At 59.7% G+C, this 16,085-nt stretch carries 14 protein-coding genes; all 14 read left to right on the top strand.

Annotated elements, in window-relative coordinates; genetic code table 11:
* The first annotated feature begins 330 nt into the window (after positions 1 to 330).
* The 14 genes from ACOFKT_RS14535 (at position 331) to ACOFKT_RS14470 (ending at position 15,672) form a co-directional block, all read left to right on the top strand.
* Positions 331 to 1,281, top strand: coding sequence for a cytochrome c3 family protein (locus ACOFKT_RS14535; protein ID WP_419804702.1), 951 nt, complete (start codon positions 331 to 333; stop codon positions 1,279 to 1,281).
* A gap of 50 nt (positions 1,282 to 1,331) precedes the next feature.
* A complete protein-coding gene (locus tag ACOFKT_RS14530; protein WP_419804701.1) occupies positions 1,332 to 4,472 on the top strand; it encodes a TAT-variant-translocated molybdopterin oxidoreductase in 3,141 nt (1,046 codons plus the stop codon).
* The gene (gene nrfD / locus ACOFKT_RS14525) at positions 4,473 to 5,918 is read left to right on the top strand and encodes an NrfD/PsrC family molybdoenzyme membrane anchor subunit (RefSeq protein ID WP_419804700.1); all 1,446 of its coding nucleotides are present in this window, start codon (positions 4,473 to 4,475) and stop codon (positions 5,916 to 5,918) included.
* Entirely contained in the window at positions 5,918 to 6,460 is a 543-nt protein-coding gene (locus tag ACOFKT_RS14520) for a DUF3341 domain-containing protein (RefSeq protein WP_419804699.1), read from the top strand. The genes nrfD and ACOFKT_RS14520 overlap by 1 nt, the downstream gene beginning before the upstream one ends.
* Positions 6,457 to 7,332, top strand: coding sequence for a c-type cytochrome (locus ACOFKT_RS14515; RefSeq protein ID WP_419804698.1), 876 nt, complete (start codon positions 6,457 to 6,459; stop codon positions 7,330 to 7,332). The genes ACOFKT_RS14520 and ACOFKT_RS14515 overlap by 4 nt, the downstream gene beginning before the upstream one ends.
* A 52-nt stretch (positions 7,333 to 7,384) precedes the next feature.
* A complete protein-coding gene (locus ACOFKT_RS14510) occupies positions 7,385 to 8,746 on the top strand; it encodes a hypothetical protein (protein ID WP_419804697.1) in 1,362 nt (453 codons plus the stop codon).
* A complete protein-coding gene (locus ACOFKT_RS14505) occupies positions 8,736 to 9,563 on the top strand; it encodes a hypothetical protein (protein WP_419804696.1) in 828 nt (275 codons plus the stop codon). Before ACOFKT_RS14510 ends, ACOFKT_RS14505 begins: the two co-directional genes overlap by 11 nt.
* Before the next feature lie 22 nt (positions 9,564 to 9,585).
* Positions 9,586 to 10,521 carry an SCO family protein gene (locus ACOFKT_RS14500; protein WP_419804695.1) on the top strand — a complete coding sequence of 312 codons (936 nt, stop codon included), beginning with the start codon at positions 9,586 to 9,588 and terminating at the stop codon, positions 10,519 to 10,521.
* 87 nt (positions 10,522 to 10,608) lie between these two features.
* Positions 10,609 to 11,655 (top strand): cytochrome c oxidase subunit II, encoded by a 1,047-nt coding sequence (coxB, locus tag ACOFKT_RS14495; RefSeq protein WP_419804694.1) that lies wholly within the window; start codon positions 10,609 to 10,611, stop codon positions 11,653 to 11,655.
* Complete coding sequence (locus tag ACOFKT_RS14490; RefSeq protein ID WP_419804693.1) at positions 11,652 to 13,310, top strand: cytochrome c oxidase subunit I; 1,659 nt, start codon at positions 11,652 to 11,654, stop codon at positions 13,308 to 13,310. The genes coxB and ACOFKT_RS14490 overlap by 4 nt, the downstream gene beginning before the upstream one ends.
* 162 nt (positions 13,311 to 13,472) lie before the next feature.
* Complete coding sequence (locus ACOFKT_RS14485; RefSeq protein ID WP_419804692.1) at positions 13,473 to 14,231, top strand: cytochrome c oxidase subunit 3 family protein; 759 nt, start codon at positions 13,473 to 13,475, stop codon at positions 14,229 to 14,231.
* Between the two features lie 57 nt (positions 14,232 to 14,288).
* Positions 14,289 to 14,702, top strand: a complete 414-nt coding sequence (locus tag ACOFKT_RS14480; protein WP_419804691.1) for a cytochrome C oxidase subunit IV family protein — start codon at positions 14,289 to 14,291, stop codon at positions 14,700 to 14,702.
* Between the two features lie 221 nt (positions 14,703 to 14,923).
* Positions 14,924 to 15,196, top strand: a complete 273-nt coding sequence (locus tag ACOFKT_RS14475) for a serine hydrolase (protein WP_419804690.1) — start codon at positions 14,924 to 14,926, stop codon at positions 15,194 to 15,196.
* 197 nt (positions 15,197 to 15,393) lie between these two features.
* Positions 15,394 to 15,672, top strand: a complete 279-nt coding sequence (locus ACOFKT_RS14470; RefSeq protein ID WP_419804689.1) for a hypothetical protein — start codon at positions 15,394 to 15,396, stop codon at positions 15,670 to 15,672.
* Positions 15,673 to 16,085: the final 413 nt, after the last annotated feature.

Below are 16,085 nucleotides of genomic sequence, written 5' to 3'. Positions count from 1 at the left end.
CCAGTTGCACAGCCGGGAATCCTGTTCCGGGATAGACGATTATCGCAAGGTGCAGGAAACAAACAGGGAACCTTGCGTTTCGGGCCCGCTGTGTGACCCGGCCACGCTGCTATAGTTTCCCTGTAAGTTCCAGACACCCAGTTGCCGGCAGAGTTTCGCGGATCGCAAGCGAGATCTTCTTCCGAGCGAAGATTCCGGGCGAAGACGGCCCGAACATGGCCCACCGGTGAAGCAGGCGGGAGTGGTTTTCAGGTGGCAGAGTAGCCACCGCTCTTTTGGACGGGCCGAGCGGCAGTCAGCGTTCCGGTCCGGGAGAAGCAGGACGCATCGATGGCGCAAGTATTTGACCGCAGTTCGAACGCCCTGGCGCGGGCGGGTCTGGTCCTTACCGGACTGATCGTTGTCGCGCTGGGTGTGGCGTTGAATTCGCTGCAGCGCTCCCCTTGGGTGACCAAGCAGGGACAGCGCGCCGATCAACCGGTGCCGTTTTCGCACCGCCACCACGTGGAAGGCCTCGGCCTTCAGTGCCAGTACTGCCACACCAGTGTGGAGCGTGCGGGCTATGCCGGCATTCCGCCGACCAAGACCTGCATGAACTGCCACTCGCAGATCTGGACCAATGCCGCCATGCTCGAACCCGTGCGCCAAAGCTGGGCGACCGGTCAGTCGATCAAGTGGATTCGCGTGCACGATCTGCCGGACTACGTGTACTACAACCACGAGATTCACGTGAACAAGGGCATCGGCTGCGCCACCTGTCATGGCCGCGTCGACGAGATGCCCATCATGTACATGGAAAATTCGCTGCAGATGGAGTGGTGCCTGAACTGCCACCGCAATCCAGTGAAGAACCTGCGCCCGACCAGTGAGATTTACAACATGGCCTGGAGCGGACCGACCACCGACAAGCCGGTGTGGTGTGCCGAGACCGGCAAGGGTGGACCAACCGCGCAGCAGGTCAACTGCGTCACCAAGGATCCGAAGCAGGGGAACCCGGAGCTTGCTTTCCTGCAGACGGAAGGACCGCTGCCGCGGGATTCCTCAACGAACGGTGTGGCAGGCGCGGGCAACGGGCAGGCGAGCAGCTCCACTGGAACTTCGCTGCAACCGAACGCTCTGCACGGTGCTGGCGAAACCTACTCCGACACGCAGACCGGCGCGATCCTGCCTGCGGCGTACACGAAGTTCACCTCGCAGCAAGCGCTCGGCACCTACCTCGCGGATCACTATCGCATCCGCCGACCCAACGAACTCCAGAGCTGCGAGGTATGCCACCGATGAAATCTGTGACAGACAACAGCCCTGTGACCCATGGAATGGAACCGAACGCAATGCTTGAAAGCAAGACCGCTGCGGGTACCCAGGTAGTTACTTCCATTCAGCCGGCAAAGCTGACGCTGGAAGAGGTCCGCGCGCGCCTGGACGGGCAAGGCAAGAAGGGCGGCAAGCGCTTCTGGCAATCGATCGATGACCTGGTCGACGCTCCGGGCTTTCTCGACATGGTGAAAGAGGAGTTCCCGCGCCAGGCTTCGGAGCTGACGGACGGCATCTCCCGTCGCGGCTTTATGAAAGTCATGGGCGCCTCGCTCGCCCTGGCCGGCGTAACCGGTTGCACCAAGCAGCCGGACGAAGAGATTTACCCCTACGTCAAGCAGCCCGCGGATCTGCTGATCAGCAAGCCGAATTATTTCGCCACTGCGCACCCGTTTCCCACGGGCGCCATTCCGGTGCTGGTCAAGAGCCAGGAATACCGTCCGGTCAAGATTGACGGAAACCCGGAACATCCCATGTCCAAGGGAAAAACGGACGTCTTCACCCAGGCGACGCTGCTGGACCTGTACGACCCGGACCGCTCCAAGCATGTCATCCAGCGCACCGCCGGGCAGAGCGTCAACGCCGACTTCGGGGGCTTTCAGACGGCGTTGACTGAAGCACTTGAGAAGCTGCCGCAAGGTAACGGTCTGGTTTTCCTTGCGGAAACGATCACCTCGCCAACGCTGGCCGCGCAGTGGAAGGCCGTAGAGGCCAAGTACCCCGGCGCGAAGCTCGTGCAATGGGAGCCGGTCAATCAGGACAACGCCCGCGCCGCCTCCAAGGCCGCATTCGGTCAGTACACCGACGCGCAGTACAAGCTGGAAAACGCCGACGTCATCTTGGCGCTTGACGCCGATTTTCTCTCCTCCAACGCCTTCCCAGGCTTTCTGCCGCTGAGCGCCGGCTTTGCCGAGCGCCGCCGCTACGAGCCAGGCAAGACGATGAACCGTCTCTATGTGGTTGAGACCATGCCCACCGTCACCGGTGCCAAGGCCGACCACCGCATCGCCCTGAAACCTTCCGACATCGACCGTTTCGCCGGGGCACTGCAGGGCGGCGGGTCCTTTGAAGGCGACGAACAGGCACAGCGGTTCTTCACCGCCATGCTGGCCGATCTGAAACGCTCGGGTGCAAAGGCCGTGGTCATCGCCGGTCCGCAGGCGTCGATCGCAGTGCATCGGGCGGCTTTTGCATTGAACCAGCAGCTCGGCGCAGTCGGTTCGACCGTCACCTACATGCAGCCGGTTGCGGAGATTCCGACCGAGCAGTACGCCGACCTGCGCAACCTGGTCGCCGCCATGAACGGCGGACAGGTAAAGGCGCTCGTCCTGCTGGGCGGCAATCCGATTTACTCCACGCCGGCGACGCTCGGCTTTGGACCGGCGATGAGCAAGGTGCCGTGGACCGCTTCGCTTGGCATGTACCAGGATGAGACCAACGTCCTGACGAACTGGCACATTAACCAGGCACACTTTTTGGAGAGTTGGTCGGACGCGCGCGCATACGACGGCACGATCTCCATCGTGCAGCCCATGATCGACCCGCTCTATGGCGGCAAGACCGCGCACGACGTTCTGCAGACGCTGCTCGACAACCCGGGTATGTCTTCGTTTGAGGCCGTTCAGGCAAACGCAAAAACCTACTTGAAGGGCGATCCGCAGGGTGCCTGGCGCAAGGCGCTGCATGACGGCTGGGTTGAGGGATCGGCCTACACCGCACGTACAGGCGGTGCTGCTGGCACCGGTGCCACGGGCACCATGGCAGCTCCGACCACGCCGCAGGCAAACGGCGGCCTCGAACTGCTGTTCCGTCCAGATCCGTCGCTCTACGATGGACGGTACTCCAACAACGGCTGGCTCCAGGAGTTGCCGAAGCAGGTCACGCACATCAGCTGGGACAACGCCGCGTTGATGAGCCTGAACACCATGACGGAGCTGAAGGCCAACGAAGACGAGCTGATGGAGCTCGAAGTCAACGGACAGAAGGTCAAGTTCGCCCCGCTGATGGTGCCCGGTCATGCCGACGGCGCGATCACCATCCACTTCGGCCAGGGCCGCTGGTACGGCCGCAACGCCCAGTTCGTCGGTTCTGACGCATACAGGCTGCAGGCGGTCGACTCGCCATACCTTTCCACTGGCCTGAAAATCAACAGGACCAGCGAAAAGCATGACCTGTGCGTGACCAGTGTCCATTCGATGGATCAGCGCGGCAAGATGGCGCAAAGCGATCTGCAGCATCCGGACACTTCCGGCAATGCGTCGCTGCCGGGTCACGAGGCCATGGAGCGCGCGATCATTCGCACCGCGACAGTTGCGGAAGCGCAAAAAACTCCGGGCTTCGCACACGAAGGAAACGAGCTGAAAGAAACGCCTCCGCACGACGAGAGCTTCTTCCCGGACGCGTGGAGCTACACGAAACCGGACCACTCCAGCGGCACCATTCAGAACGCCTGGGGCATGGCAATCGACCTGAACAGCTGCATTGGCTGCAACGCCTGCGTGATCAGCTGCTACGCGGAGAACAATATTCCCGTGGTCGGCCGCGAGCAGGTCAAGGTCGGCCGCAACATGCAGTGGCTGCGTATCGACACCTACTTTGAGGGTGATCTGCACGCTCCCAAGGCGCACTTCCAGCCGATGATGTGCCAGCACTGCGAAAACGCGGGCTGCGAACAGGTCTGCCCGGTCGGTGCCACGGTGCACACGCCCGAGGGCCTGAACACCATGGTTTACAACCGCTGTGTGGGCACACGTTACTGCTCCAACAACTGCCCGTACAAGGTGCGCCGTTTCAACTTCCTGCTCTATGCGGACTATGACACCGAGTCGCTCAAGTTCATGAGGAATCCAGACGTCTCGGTTCGTTCACGCGGCGTCATGGAAAAGTGCACCTACTGCGTCCAGCGCATCATGGCCGCAAAGGTGGAGGCCGACAAGGAAGCGCGCGCCGTACGTGACGGCGAAATCGTCACTGCCTGCCAGGAAGCCTGCCCGACCGAGGCGATCATCTTTGGCAACATCAACGACAAGACCAGCCGCGTAGCCAAGTTGAAAGCCGAAGAGCGCAGCTACCAGGTGCTTGCCGACCTTAACTTCCGTCCCCGGACGAGCTACATCGCCGGCGTGACCAACCCGAACCCAGAGCTGGAGACGGCGTAAATGGCGACGAAACCGATCAGCGAACCACTCCGCCATCCGGTCAACGACCCGATGATCGACCCGCGCACCGGCGAATTCGCCGTCATCGCGCCAGGTCACAATTTCGCGTCCGTGACGCAGAAGATCTCCAATGTGGTGCTTACCTCACACACGCCGCTTGGCTGGTTCTTTGGCCTGATTGCGGCAGGTGGCGTGGCCACCCTGCTGGTGGTCGCGGTCACCTGGCTGGTGCTGCGGGGCGTCGGCATCTGGGGCGTGACCATCCCCGGTGCCTGGGGCTTTGCCATCATCAACTTCGTCTGGTGGATCGGTATCGGCCATGCCGGGACGTTGATCTCAGCGATTCTGCTGCTGTTCAAGCAGAGTTGGCGCAATTCGATCAATCGCTTTGCCGAAGCCATGACGATCTTTGCCGTGGTCTGCGCGGGCATGTTCCCGGTGCTGCACATCGGCCGTCCGTGGCTCGGGTACTGGCTGTTCCCGCTGCCCAACACCATGAATATCTGGCCGCAGTACCGCTCCCCGCTCTGCTGGGATGTGTTCGCGGTCTCGACCTACGCGACCATTTCGATCGTGTTCTGGTATCTCGGCATGGTGCCCGACTTCGGAACCCTGCGCGACAAGGCAGTTCATCCATTCGCAAAGTGGTTTTACGGCATCCTGTCGCTCGGCTGGCGCGGTTCGACCCGCCACTGGATGCGGTACGAAACGGCATCGCTGCTGCTGGCCGGCCTCTCGACCCCGCTAGTGCTTTCTGTACATACCGTCATCAGCTTCGACTTCGCGGTCGCGGCATTGCCGGGCTGGCACACCACCATCTTCCCGCCCTACTTCGTCGCGGGTGCCATTTACTCCGGTTTTGCTATGGTGCTCACCCTGGCCATTCCGATCCGCAAGTTCTACCACATGGAAGACCTGGTCACGCTGCGCCACCTGGACAACATGGCCAAGGTCATGCTGGGCACCGGCCTGATTGTGGCCTACGGTTACGGCACAGAGGTCTTCTTCGCCTGGTACTCCGCCTCTCATTGGGAGTGGTTCATGATGTGGAACCGTATGTTTGGTCCCATGGGCTGGGGTTACTGGGTTCTGATCGCGACTAATATCACCATTCCTCTAACCACACTCTGGTGGCGCAAGCTCCGCGTGAATGTCACCTACCTGTTCATCCTTTCGCTTGTTGTCAACACCGGTATGTGGTTTGAGCGCTTCGTCATCGTCGTGACCTCGCTCTACCGCGACTTCCTCCCGTCCTCCTGGGGCACGTACCGCGCCACCAAATGGGATTACATGCTGTATGTCGGCACCATCGGCCTGTTCACGACGTTGTTTCTGCTCTTCGTGCGGCTCGCTCCGATGATCCCGATGAACGAAATCAAGATGATGCTGCCCCAGACCAAGCTGGAAGGCGTTACCGCAGAAGAAACGATCAATGAGACAACCTGATGCCAGTTGAAGAAGGAATCTACGGTCTGCTTGCAGAGTTCAACACGCCCGGTGCCATGGTTCGCGCCACTGAGCAGGCGCGCGCCGCAGGCTACCGTCGCATGGAGTGTTATACGCCTTACCCGGTCGAAGAAGCCGCGACCGCGCTGGACGTACACCACAATCGCGTACCGTTGCTCTGTCTCATGGGTGGGCTTATGGGCCTGGTCACCGCGTTCCTGATGCAAACGTGGATGTCCGCTATCTCGTATCCGATCAATGTCGCGGGACGTCCGCTGTTCTCCTGGCCGGCGTTCATGATTCCGGCGTATGAGTGGACGATTCTGTTCGCCGGCCTTTCCGCGGCGTTCGGCATGTTCGCTCTGAATGGTCTGCCGCAGCCTTATCACCCGCTTTTCAACGCGCCGAATTTCCGCACCGGCGCGACCGACAACAAGTTCTTCCTGTGCCTGGAAGCGACGGATCCGCGTTTCGATCTGGCGGACAGCCGTGCGTTCCTGGAACAGTTCCACGCCGTGAGTGTGGTGGAGGTGGATCTGTGACGCAGGCCGCAGTGAAAGCAAATTCGAGGGCCATCACGCGTCAGCGCTTCGCTGCCGCCGCGCTTTCGGCCGTGGCTGTGCTCGGCCTCGCGGGTTGCCGTCAGGACATGCACAACCAGCCTAAGTTTTACCCGCAACGCGGCACCTCACTCTATGCCGATGGCCGCTCGGTGCGGCCGCAGGTCGAAAATACCGTGGCTCGCGGCCAGAACGATGCAACCAGCTATTTTATGACCGGCTTCCAGGATGGCAAAGAGGGCGACGGCATGCCCATCCCGGTCACTCTGGACGTGATGGAGCGCGGCCAGGAACGCTACAACGTGTACTGCACAGCGTGCCACTCGCGCGTGGGTAACGGTGGGGGCATCGTGGTGCAGCGCGGCTACCGCCCGGCCGGCAACTTCCACACGGACCGTCTGCGCGCCGCGCCACTGGGCCACTTCTACAACGTGATCGCGAACGGCTACGGCGCCATGCCGGAATACGCAACCATGCTGGGCGTCGAGGATCGTTGGGCGATCGTCGCATACGTTCGCGCGCTGCAGCTAAGCCAGAATGCGACGGTTGCCGATGCGGGTGGCAGCCCGGTCCGTAAACTCGGGGACGTTGCCGAGTCCGTGGGCTTGCCGCGGAACTTCGCCGCGGAATGGGTGCTGCCTGCCACCGCCGTCTACGGCACGCCGGACAATCAGGACCATGGCATCCCGGGACAGGATCAGACCGTGATCAACAAAATCAACAGCGGAGCGCAGGGGCAAAGTGCGCAGCACACTTCGGGCACAGCGCAGGGGTCGGTCAACAACCCCGGATCGCCCATTCTGCCGAATCCGGGCAGCTCCATGTCGCCCGCAACACTCAACGGCCCACGCTGAACCGCACCCACACACCATTTGAACGGCACCAGACGCTAGGACGAGAGACGGAATGGCACAAGAACACGGACTCGACACACACGCCACACACGGCCACACCAATGTGCACGGAGATGCTCTGCACATGGACCACGGCCCGCGTGTGCTGCCGGCGACCCTGGGCGCGCCCCCGATTGTCGCAGCATGGCGCACCCGCGCTCTCCTGGTCGGGGCCGTCGGCCTGGTGCTCTCATTGCTGTTTCTGATTACGCCGGACGGCCGCGATCACTTCGCCCGCGCCCTTCTTCTGGGCTGGTTTCTGGTCTTTTCGCTGTGCGGCGGCGGTCTCTGCGTGCTCATGCTGCAGTATGTTTCGGGCGGCAAGTGGGGCTTGGTCATTCGGCGTCCGCTTGAAGCTATGGTGGGCACTTTCTGGTTCTTGGTGGCGCTGTTCATTCCCGTCATGCTCTTTGGCAGAAAGCTTTACCTGTGGATGGACTTTCCAAATCGCGACGCGGTGGAAAATGCTCTGTCTAACCACATGATCAGCGAAGCGGAGGCGCACGCTCTGAACTGGAAGCACCTCATGCTTTCGCCCCTTAGCGTGACACTCCAGTTCGTCTTTGTCTTCGCATTTATCGGACTGTGGGGCGGGCTCCTGAACCGATGGTCTCTGGAACGCGATGCGGACCCGAATGCCGGATCGCTCGCTTCCTTTGAATACTGGCGCATCAAGTTTGAGAACCTGTCGGGTATCGGCATTCTGATCTACTCGGTCGCGCTGACAATCGTCGCAATCGACTTGATCATGTCCATGGACATCACCTGGTACTCGACCATGTGGGGTCTGCAGTTCCTGGTCGGGCAGGGGTACATCGTCCTGGCGGTTGCCATTCACACCGTCGTCCGCCTGTCGCGAACACAGCCGTTCGCGACCGCCTTGCGGGTCACCGAGCAGCATGACCTTGGTAAATTCTTGTTCGGCTTTGTCATGTTGAACATTTACCTAACGTTTGCGCAGTTCCTGATCATCTGGTCGGCGAACTCGCCGGAGGAGATTCACTTCTACCTGAACCGGATCCGCGGCGGATGGTGGGTCATCTGCTCGTTCGACTTCATCTTTCACTGGGTCGTACCGTTCACCCTGCTGCTGAGCCGCAGTTTCAAGCGCAGCCGCAGCAAGATGCTGGCATTGACCGCGTTCATGGTCTTCGCGCGCGCTTTTGACCTGTTCTGGCTCATCGAGCCGAACTTCCCCAAGTCCATGGCCAACTTCGCTGGCGGCGGCATCGGCATGCTCGCCTACATCACCCTGCCGATCGGCATTATGGGCCTTTGGGGTTGGTTGTATCTGACAAATCTGCAGCAGCGTCCATTGATTGTTGTCAACGATCCGCATACCGCGGAGATTCTGGAGCCGGAACATGCCCATTAATGCAGGGCAACAAAACACTGAGCATCACGATGAGCACGGCATCGAGAAGCCGCAACCGCACCCTGTCCAAAAGACGGATGCGGAGCACCCGGGATACGAAGTCACCGACGTCAACACCAAAGGCGTTGTGGTCTTCCTGGGCGGCATGCTTGCCTTCCTGGTCGTCTTCTTCGTCTTCTGCTACGCCGCTGGCAAAGCACTGAACTATGGCCTGCTGAAGCAGGACAACGATGAAGCCACACGCAACCCGCAGGCTGCGTCAGCGGGCGGCTCGCCGGTCGGCCTGCACCGTGGCGACAGCATGACCAACAATCCGGAGATGGAGCAGCGCGAGTCGGCCCTGGTCGCCCAGAGCTTTCCCACGCCACGCCTGGACGCCGACGACTCCAACCAGTCCACCGCCGATCTGCACGCGCGGGAAGATCTGCTGCTCAACTACTACACGCAGGTTGAACCGAGCGCGGGCGCGGCCAACGGCAACCCCGGCGCTGTTCGGATACCGATTGACGCAGCGATGCAGCTGCTTGTAAAGCGTGGCTTGCCGTCGTCCAATGGAAGAGGGGCTCAGCTTGCTGCGGGTGAAAGCCCGACTGGCGGTCCTGAAGGTGCTCCGGTGAAGGTTGCTGGTATCAGCGGCGGACCCACCATGACCGGCGATGTGGACCATCTTGTCCACGCCCCGCTGACCAACGGCTTTGCCCGCACCAGCTACGAGCTCGATGAGATCGAGCGCCGCGGCCAGGCCATGGAACTCAAGAACGAACAAAACGCACGTGGTGGCGAGCACGCCAAGCTGGAAAGCAAGCCGCAGAAGTAGTACCTCCCGAGGAGCAGAACAGGTGAGCAGGAACTTCACAATCCGGAATACTAAGCACGCCTTTGCTGTACTGGCGCTGCTGATGGGCTGCGTTGTTCCCGCGTTCCGCATGTCAGCCCAGGTCACCTCCTACGGCGACAAGCAAACGGGTGATCAGTACGGGAACGAGCTGCCGACGGTCCTGAAAGGTGCCGCCATCAACCAGCGCCTGAACGGGCAGATCCCGCTCTCTTCCACCTGGACCGATGAAACCGGCAAGCAGGTTCACCTGGGCGATTACTTTCAGAACGGCAAGCCCGCCGTGCTGGCGCTGGTGTATTACCAGTGCCCGATGCTCTGCTCAGAGGAGTTGGACGGTCTGACGCAATCGCTCGCCATGGTGCACCTGAATCCCGGCAAGGACTTCCAGGTGATCGTCGCTTCGATCGATCCGAGCGATACACCGGCAATGGCCGAGCAGAAGAAGGCGCTTTATACCAAGCGCTACGCCCGGCCCGGCACCGAATCCGGCTGGCACTTCCTGGTTGGACCGCAGCCGTCCATCGATGCACTCTCGACGTCGGTTGGCTTTGGGTACGTTCGTGTACCGGGGCCAGACGGCAAGCTTACCCAGTTCGCGCATGCTTCGGCCATCCAGATCCTTACGCCGGAAGGCAAGGTCGCCCAATACTACCTCGGCGTGGAATACTCGCCCAAGGATGTGCTGCTGGGGTTGGTTGAGGCTTCGGGTAACAAAATCGGCTCACCCGTAGCCAATATTCTGACCTACTGCTACCACTACGACCCGCATCGCAACAAGCACAGCATTATCGTGGCGCGAGTGGTTCAACTGGGCGGCATGGTCACGCTTGCGGGCCTCGGTGGCTTCATGTTTCTCATGTTCCGGCGCGATCATCGGCTCGCGCAACAAGACCAACACCTGACGCGGCGGAGCGATCCGGAACGCGACGAATCCTAGCGGCTGACAACGGGAACACAGAACGGTCGTAACCGGCAGCAACGCAACACCGCAGGACAAGATTTACAGGAAGAGATAAGGCCAACGATGTCGTATATCAGTCCAGTGCTTTGGCAGTTCCTCACCAAATGGTTTACGTATTTCGCCATCTGGCCGCAGGAGGCGTCGACCGTCGCGCCCATGGCCGACGCACTGTACCTGTTTCTCTGGGGCATGTCCCTGGTCGGGATCATCCTGGTCGGTGCCCTTCTCTTCGTCTTTTCCGTCAAGTACCGCGCTGAGAAGCACCCCGAAGCCGTCCAGATTGAGGGCTCGACGCTGCTTGAGGCGACCTGGACCATCATTCCGCTGGGCATCTTTTTGTTTGTCTTTGTCTGGGGCGCGTGGCTGTATTTCCGTATCTACAATCCGCCAGCTAACGCCATGCAGATCTACATCGTCGGCAAGCAGTGGATGTGGAAAGCGGAGCACCCGGGTGGGCAGCACGAGATTAACGCGCTGCACGTTCCGATGGGAAAGCCCGTACAGCTCACCATGATCTCGCAGGACGTCTTTCACTCCTACTCGATCCCGGCCTTCCGGGTAAAGCGCGAGGTCATCCCGGGCCGTTTCACCACGGTATGGTTCAATGCAACCACTCCGGGAACGTACCACCTGTTCTGCACGCAATATTGCGGCACGCTGCACAGCGGCATGATCGGCGAAGTCACGGTTTTGAGCCCCGACGATTACCAGAAATGGACCGAGCAGTCGACCAGCGGCATGAGCCTGGCACAGAATGGCGAACGGCTCTTTAACTCTCTCGGGTGCAACAGCTGCCACAACGGCACGGCCGCTGCGCGAGGACCGCAGCTCGCCGGGCTGTACGGTGCGAAAATCCAAATGGATGACGGTTCCACCCAGATCGCGACCGACGGCTGGATCCGGGACACGATCCTGAATCCGTCACAGCATGTCCCGGCCGGCTACAAGCCAATCATGCCGACGTACCAGGGCCAGGTTTCCGAAGAAGGCTTGATCGATCTCGTTGAGTACATCAAGAACATCAAGAGCAATTATCGTAATCAGCAGACACTGGTCACTACACAGTCCAACAATGCGGCGCCGACCACGCCCGATATGGTGAAGCCATGAGCACAATCGTCTCCCTGCCCGACCAGAGCACCGCGACGCTCCCGAAGCGCAGCTACCTCAACGCGGAACAAGGCATGCTGAGCTGGCTTCTGACCGGCGATCACAAGCGCATCGCCATGCTCTACCTGGTTTCCATCACTTTCTTCTTCTTCCTGGGTGGGTTCTTCGCCGGCATGATCCGGCTTGAACTGCTAACTCCGGCGGGCGATCTGATGGCGGCCGACACATACAACAAGATGTTCACGATGCACGGCATCGTCATGATCTTCCTGTTTCTGGTGCCCTCGGTCCCGGCAACACTCGGCAACTTTCTGATTCCGATCATGATCGGCGCCAAGGATCTTGCGTTCCCGAAGATCAACCTGCTCAGTTGGTACCTGTACATGATCGGCGGCACCTTTGTGCTGGCTTCCCTGGTGCTGGGCGGCGTCGACACGGGCTGGACCTTCACTACGCCGCTTTCGACGCACTACCTGAACACGCACGTGATCACCACGGCGACTGCCATCTTCATCGCGGGCTTCTCGTCCATTTTCACCGGCCTTAACTTCATCGTGACGATTCACCGCATGCGCGCGCCCGGTATGACCTGGTTCCGCCTCCCGCTGTTCGTCTGGTCCAATTACGCCGCCAGCATCATGATGGTGCTCGGAACTCCGGTGCTCGCCATCGCCCTCACTCTGGTCGCACTTGAGCGCACCATCGGCATCGGCGTCTTCGACCCCGCCAAGGGCGGCGACCCACTGCTCTTCCAGCATCTCTTCTGGTTCTACTCGCACCCCGCGGTGTACATCATGATCCTGCCGGGTTTCGGCGTGATCTCTGAGGTTATCTCCACCTTCAGCCGCAAGCGTGTCTTCGGCTACACGGCAGTCGCATTCTCCTCAGTGGCCATCGCTCTGTTCGGCTTCTTTGTGTGGGCGCACCACATGTTCATCATGGGTGTGTCGAACTATTCGGTCCTGATCTTTTCGCTGTTGACCATGCTGGTCGCGGTGCCATCCGCGATCAAAATCTTCAACTGGTCGTTCACGCTGCAAAAAGGCTCGGTCACCTTTGAAACGCCGATGCTCTACGCGTTCGGCTTCATCGGCCTGTTCACCATCGGCGGTCTGACGGGCGTGTTCCTCGGCTCGCTGGGCATGGACATCCACCTGACCGAGACCTACTTCATCGTCGCGCACTTCCACTTCGTCATGGTCGGCGGCATGCTCATGGCGTTCCTCTCGGGCGTCCACTTCTGGTGGCCCAAGATGACCGGCCGCATGTACCCCGAATCGATCTCGAAGCTTGCTGCGGTTACAACGTTCATCGGATTCATCCTGACCTTCTTTCCGCAGTTCGTCGTTGGCTACTTGGGCATGCCGCGCCGTTACCACGCATACCCGGCTGAGTTCCAGGTGCTCAACGTGCTTTCGACTGCGGGCGCAACCGTCCTGGGCGTCGGTTACTTGCTGCCGCTGCTCTATCTGGGATGGTCGCTGAAGTATGGCGCCATTGCAGGCAACAATCCGTGGCAAGCAACCGGTTTGGAGTGGCAGATCCAGTCGCCACCACTGACGGAAAACTTCCTCGAGACCCCCATCGTCGTGCAGGAAGCTTACGACTACGAGTGGCTGGCGAAGAAACAGCAGCGTGAGTTGACTCACGTTTAAGCATTGGGGCGGCGAGATTGCTCGCCGCCCGTTCCATCCGGCAACGGAACCTCAATAGTCGGCAGCACGATCCAGTCCTTCGCCAAATCCATCGCGGGGGTAGAGCAGGAAAACAGGCAGCGCCTACAAAATCGCGGCTTGGCACGGAGAGGAAACAGAACGATGTCGGTCAGCTCGACACTTTCAGAGATCACACATCCGCCCGCACCGGAGATCCACGCGTCGCACGACGTGCACGATCACCCGTTTTACCAGCGGCACCATTTCGAGACGGCGGAACAGCAGCGCGAGGCCGCCGGTTTTGGCATGTGGCTCTTCCTGCTCACCGAGATCATGTTCTTTGGTGGGCTGTTTATGTCCTACCTGCTCTATCGCAACTGGTACTACGACGCTTTCGTCTCGGCCTCGAACTCCATCTCCGTGGGCATGGGCCTGACGAATACCATCGTGCTGATTGGTTCGTCCTTAACGATGGCGATGGCGGTCTGGGCGGCGGAGGTTAAGAACAAGAAGCTGCTTCAGATATTTCTGCTGGCGACCGTGTTTTTAGGCTTTGCCTTCCTGGGTATCAAGTCGGGTGAGTATTACGACAAATTCCAGGAACACCATGTCCCGGGCGCGTCGTTCAACATCGCCGATTTTGTGAACCCGCCCGCCGGCAGCAAAGAAAAGGCCCTGCCGATCGACATGGCCAAAAAGACGCAAATCTACTTCTCGCTCTACTTCGCCATGACTGGTGTGCACGCGGTACATATGATCATCGGCATCGCGATTCTTATCGTGTTGCTCTGGAGATCAAACAATGGTGCGTACACTTCGGGCTACGTGCAGCCGATTGAGAACTTCGGCCTATACTGGCACTTCGTCGACATCGTGTGGATTTTCCTATTCCCGTTGCTTTATCTGATCAATCGACATTGACCGCCGCACTGCACGGGCATTACGCCGCCGAGGCGAATCAATACTGGAGTTCAATCGATGAGTGATCTGAAGACAACAGGCAACGGCGAACAGGTAATCGCCAATCCCGCGCACCCTGTGGACCGTGAGGGTGCGAACCTCGACGTTCACGATGCGGCGAACGTCAATAACCCCGAGCACGTCGCGCACCATATCGTCAGCCCACTGATGTACCTGACGATTTTTGGTGTGCTCATGGTCGGTACACTCGCCACTTGGGCAATCGCCTATGTGCCTCTCGGCCCGTTCAATGCGCCAGTGGCGATTGGGATTGCCTGCACCAAGGCGGCCTTCGTCGTGCTCTTTTTCATGCACGTGAAGTACAGTTCCCGTCTGGTCAAGCTAACCGTCATCTCCGGATTCTTCACGTTCCTCGTGCTCGTCATCATGAGCCTCAGCGACTACATCTCCCGTGCCTGGGGTCAGTGGTAGATTTAAGCCGGCATGCTTGCAATAGGGAAGGGGATGCGTCGTCGCATCCCCCTTTGATTCTTAGTGTGGAATCGGCAGCAAGGGACGATCGCAGATGCATTACTGATCGAGCCGATGGCCTTGCTCTCCGCAGCAACGGCTCGCACAGATACGTGCAGTTTATCTGCGCATTCAAGGTAATTGTTCGCTTGTCCTTACGGCTTAGTTGCTGCGTGGTGCTTATGGTCCTGTGCTCTGTCTGTTCCATAAGCAGCAGGGCGCAGGACCCGGTTCGCATCGGCCATGTTGTACAGCACTATGCCGCCCGCGACAGCTTCGGTGGTATCGTCACCACCGAAGCTGTCGCGGAAAAAGTGGTTTTCCAGCACGGCTACGGCTTTGCCGACCATGAGCACAAGACACCGTTTGACGTCCACACTCGTTTCAACATTGGATCCATCAGCAAGCAGTTCACCGCCGCGGCCATACTGCTACTGCAGCAGGATGGCATCTAAAAACGACGGATCACATCAATCGGCTTCTTCCACCCGGGCAGGCCCCGATGCTTGGTCAGGGAAAACATAGTCGTCATCCTGTCAAATCAGTACGACCTGCTCCATGGCATGTTCACTCCGGGCACACACGTGATCGATAGCGAACTGATGACGATCGCCGCACAGCCCATCGCTGCTGTTCCTTCAGAGCGCAAAAGGTGCTCTCTTCGCAACGCGTGCTGCGTATGTTCACCGGCAGGTATGTCTCCGACGATAACAATTCATCGGCGTTTACCATTTCGCTGCACGGCACCCATCTGCAATCGCTGCAAGATGGTCCGGGCCATACACCATCCAAACTTCGCGGTGACTATGGCGAACTGAATTTCTACCTCTCAGACTCTGAGGCAGACCTCGAATTCTCCGGTCAGAGCCAGGCCGTCATCTTCGACCTGCGGCACAGCCGAGCGCTCCCGTTTCATCGAGTCGCCCAGTAATTTCGCACGGAATTTTCGCTTCAACCTTCGTGTGAGCGGTGCCGCAGCGGCGTTCGCTCGGGTCTCGACTCAGCCCAGGCGCGGCTCAGCGCGGGCGGAGTTTAGCTCGGACGGGCTTTAGCGCGGGCTTCGATCCAATAATGCGGCGTGACTTGGTTCGTGGGTCCCTCCCCGTTCCGAAAAAAGCTGAAGTCCTTTTTGCGGCTGGAGCTAGCATTCCAAGGAGAACGTAACTCTTCTGTGGCAGGAGCTTACGCGTAAGTCGCTGTAAGTTCTGGGTGATTTCGGTGACAAACACAGTTAACGCACGACGGAGGCAATAGCTTGATACGTCTCCCGAGCGCTCTCCAAGAAGATAATGCGGGTAGGGCGCGTGTCATTGCTGCGACAAAGCGTGCCTGAAACTCAGACAG

The sequence above is a fragment of the Terriglobus sp. genome, from assembly GCF_965201105.1.
Taxonomy (GTDB): domain Bacteria; phylum Acidobacteriota; class Terriglobia; order Terriglobales; family Acidobacteriaceae; genus Terriglobus.
This window is presented reverse-complemented; position numbering and strand designations above follow the sequence as displayed.

Coding starts and splice junctions, on each gene's coding strand:
- ACOFKT_RS14535 (WP_419804702.1), top strand. CDS start 331: ATGGCGCAAGTATTTGACCGCAGTTCGAACGCCCTGGCGCGGGCGGGT.
- ACOFKT_RS14530 (WP_419804701.1), top strand. CDS start 1,332: ATGCTTGAAAGCAAGACCGCTGCGGGTACCCAGGTAGTTACTTCCATT.
- nrfD (WP_419804700.1), top strand. CDS start 4,473: ATGGCGACGAAACCGATCAGCGAACCACTCCGCCATCCGGTCAACGAC.
- ACOFKT_RS14520 (WP_419804699.1), top strand. CDS start 5,918: ATGCCAGTTGAAGAAGGAATCTACGGTCTGCTTGCAGAGTTCAACACG.
- ACOFKT_RS14510 (WP_419804697.1), top strand. CDS start 7,385: ATGGCACAAGAACACGGACTCGACACACACGCCACACACGGCCACACC.
- ACOFKT_RS14505 (WP_419804696.1), top strand. CDS start 8,736: ATGCCCATTAATGCAGGGCAACAAAACACTGAGCATCACGATGAGCAC.
- coxB (WP_419804694.1), top strand. CDS start 10,609: ATGTCGTATATCAGTCCAGTGCTTTGGCAGTTCCTCACCAAATGGTTT.
- ACOFKT_RS14490 (WP_419804693.1), top strand. CDS start 11,652: ATGAGCACAATCGTCTCCCTGCCCGACCAGAGCACCGCGACGCTCCCG.
- ACOFKT_RS14485 (WP_419804692.1), top strand. CDS start 13,473: ATGTCGGTCAGCTCGACACTTTCAGAGATCACACATCCGCCCGCACCG.
- ACOFKT_RS14480 (WP_419804691.1), top strand. CDS start 14,289: ATGAGTGATCTGAAGACAACAGGCAACGGCGAACAGGTAATCGCCAAT.
- ACOFKT_RS14475 (WP_419804690.1), top strand. CDS start 14,924: ATGGTCCTGTGCTCTGTCTGTTCCATAAGCAGCAGGGCGCAGGACCCG.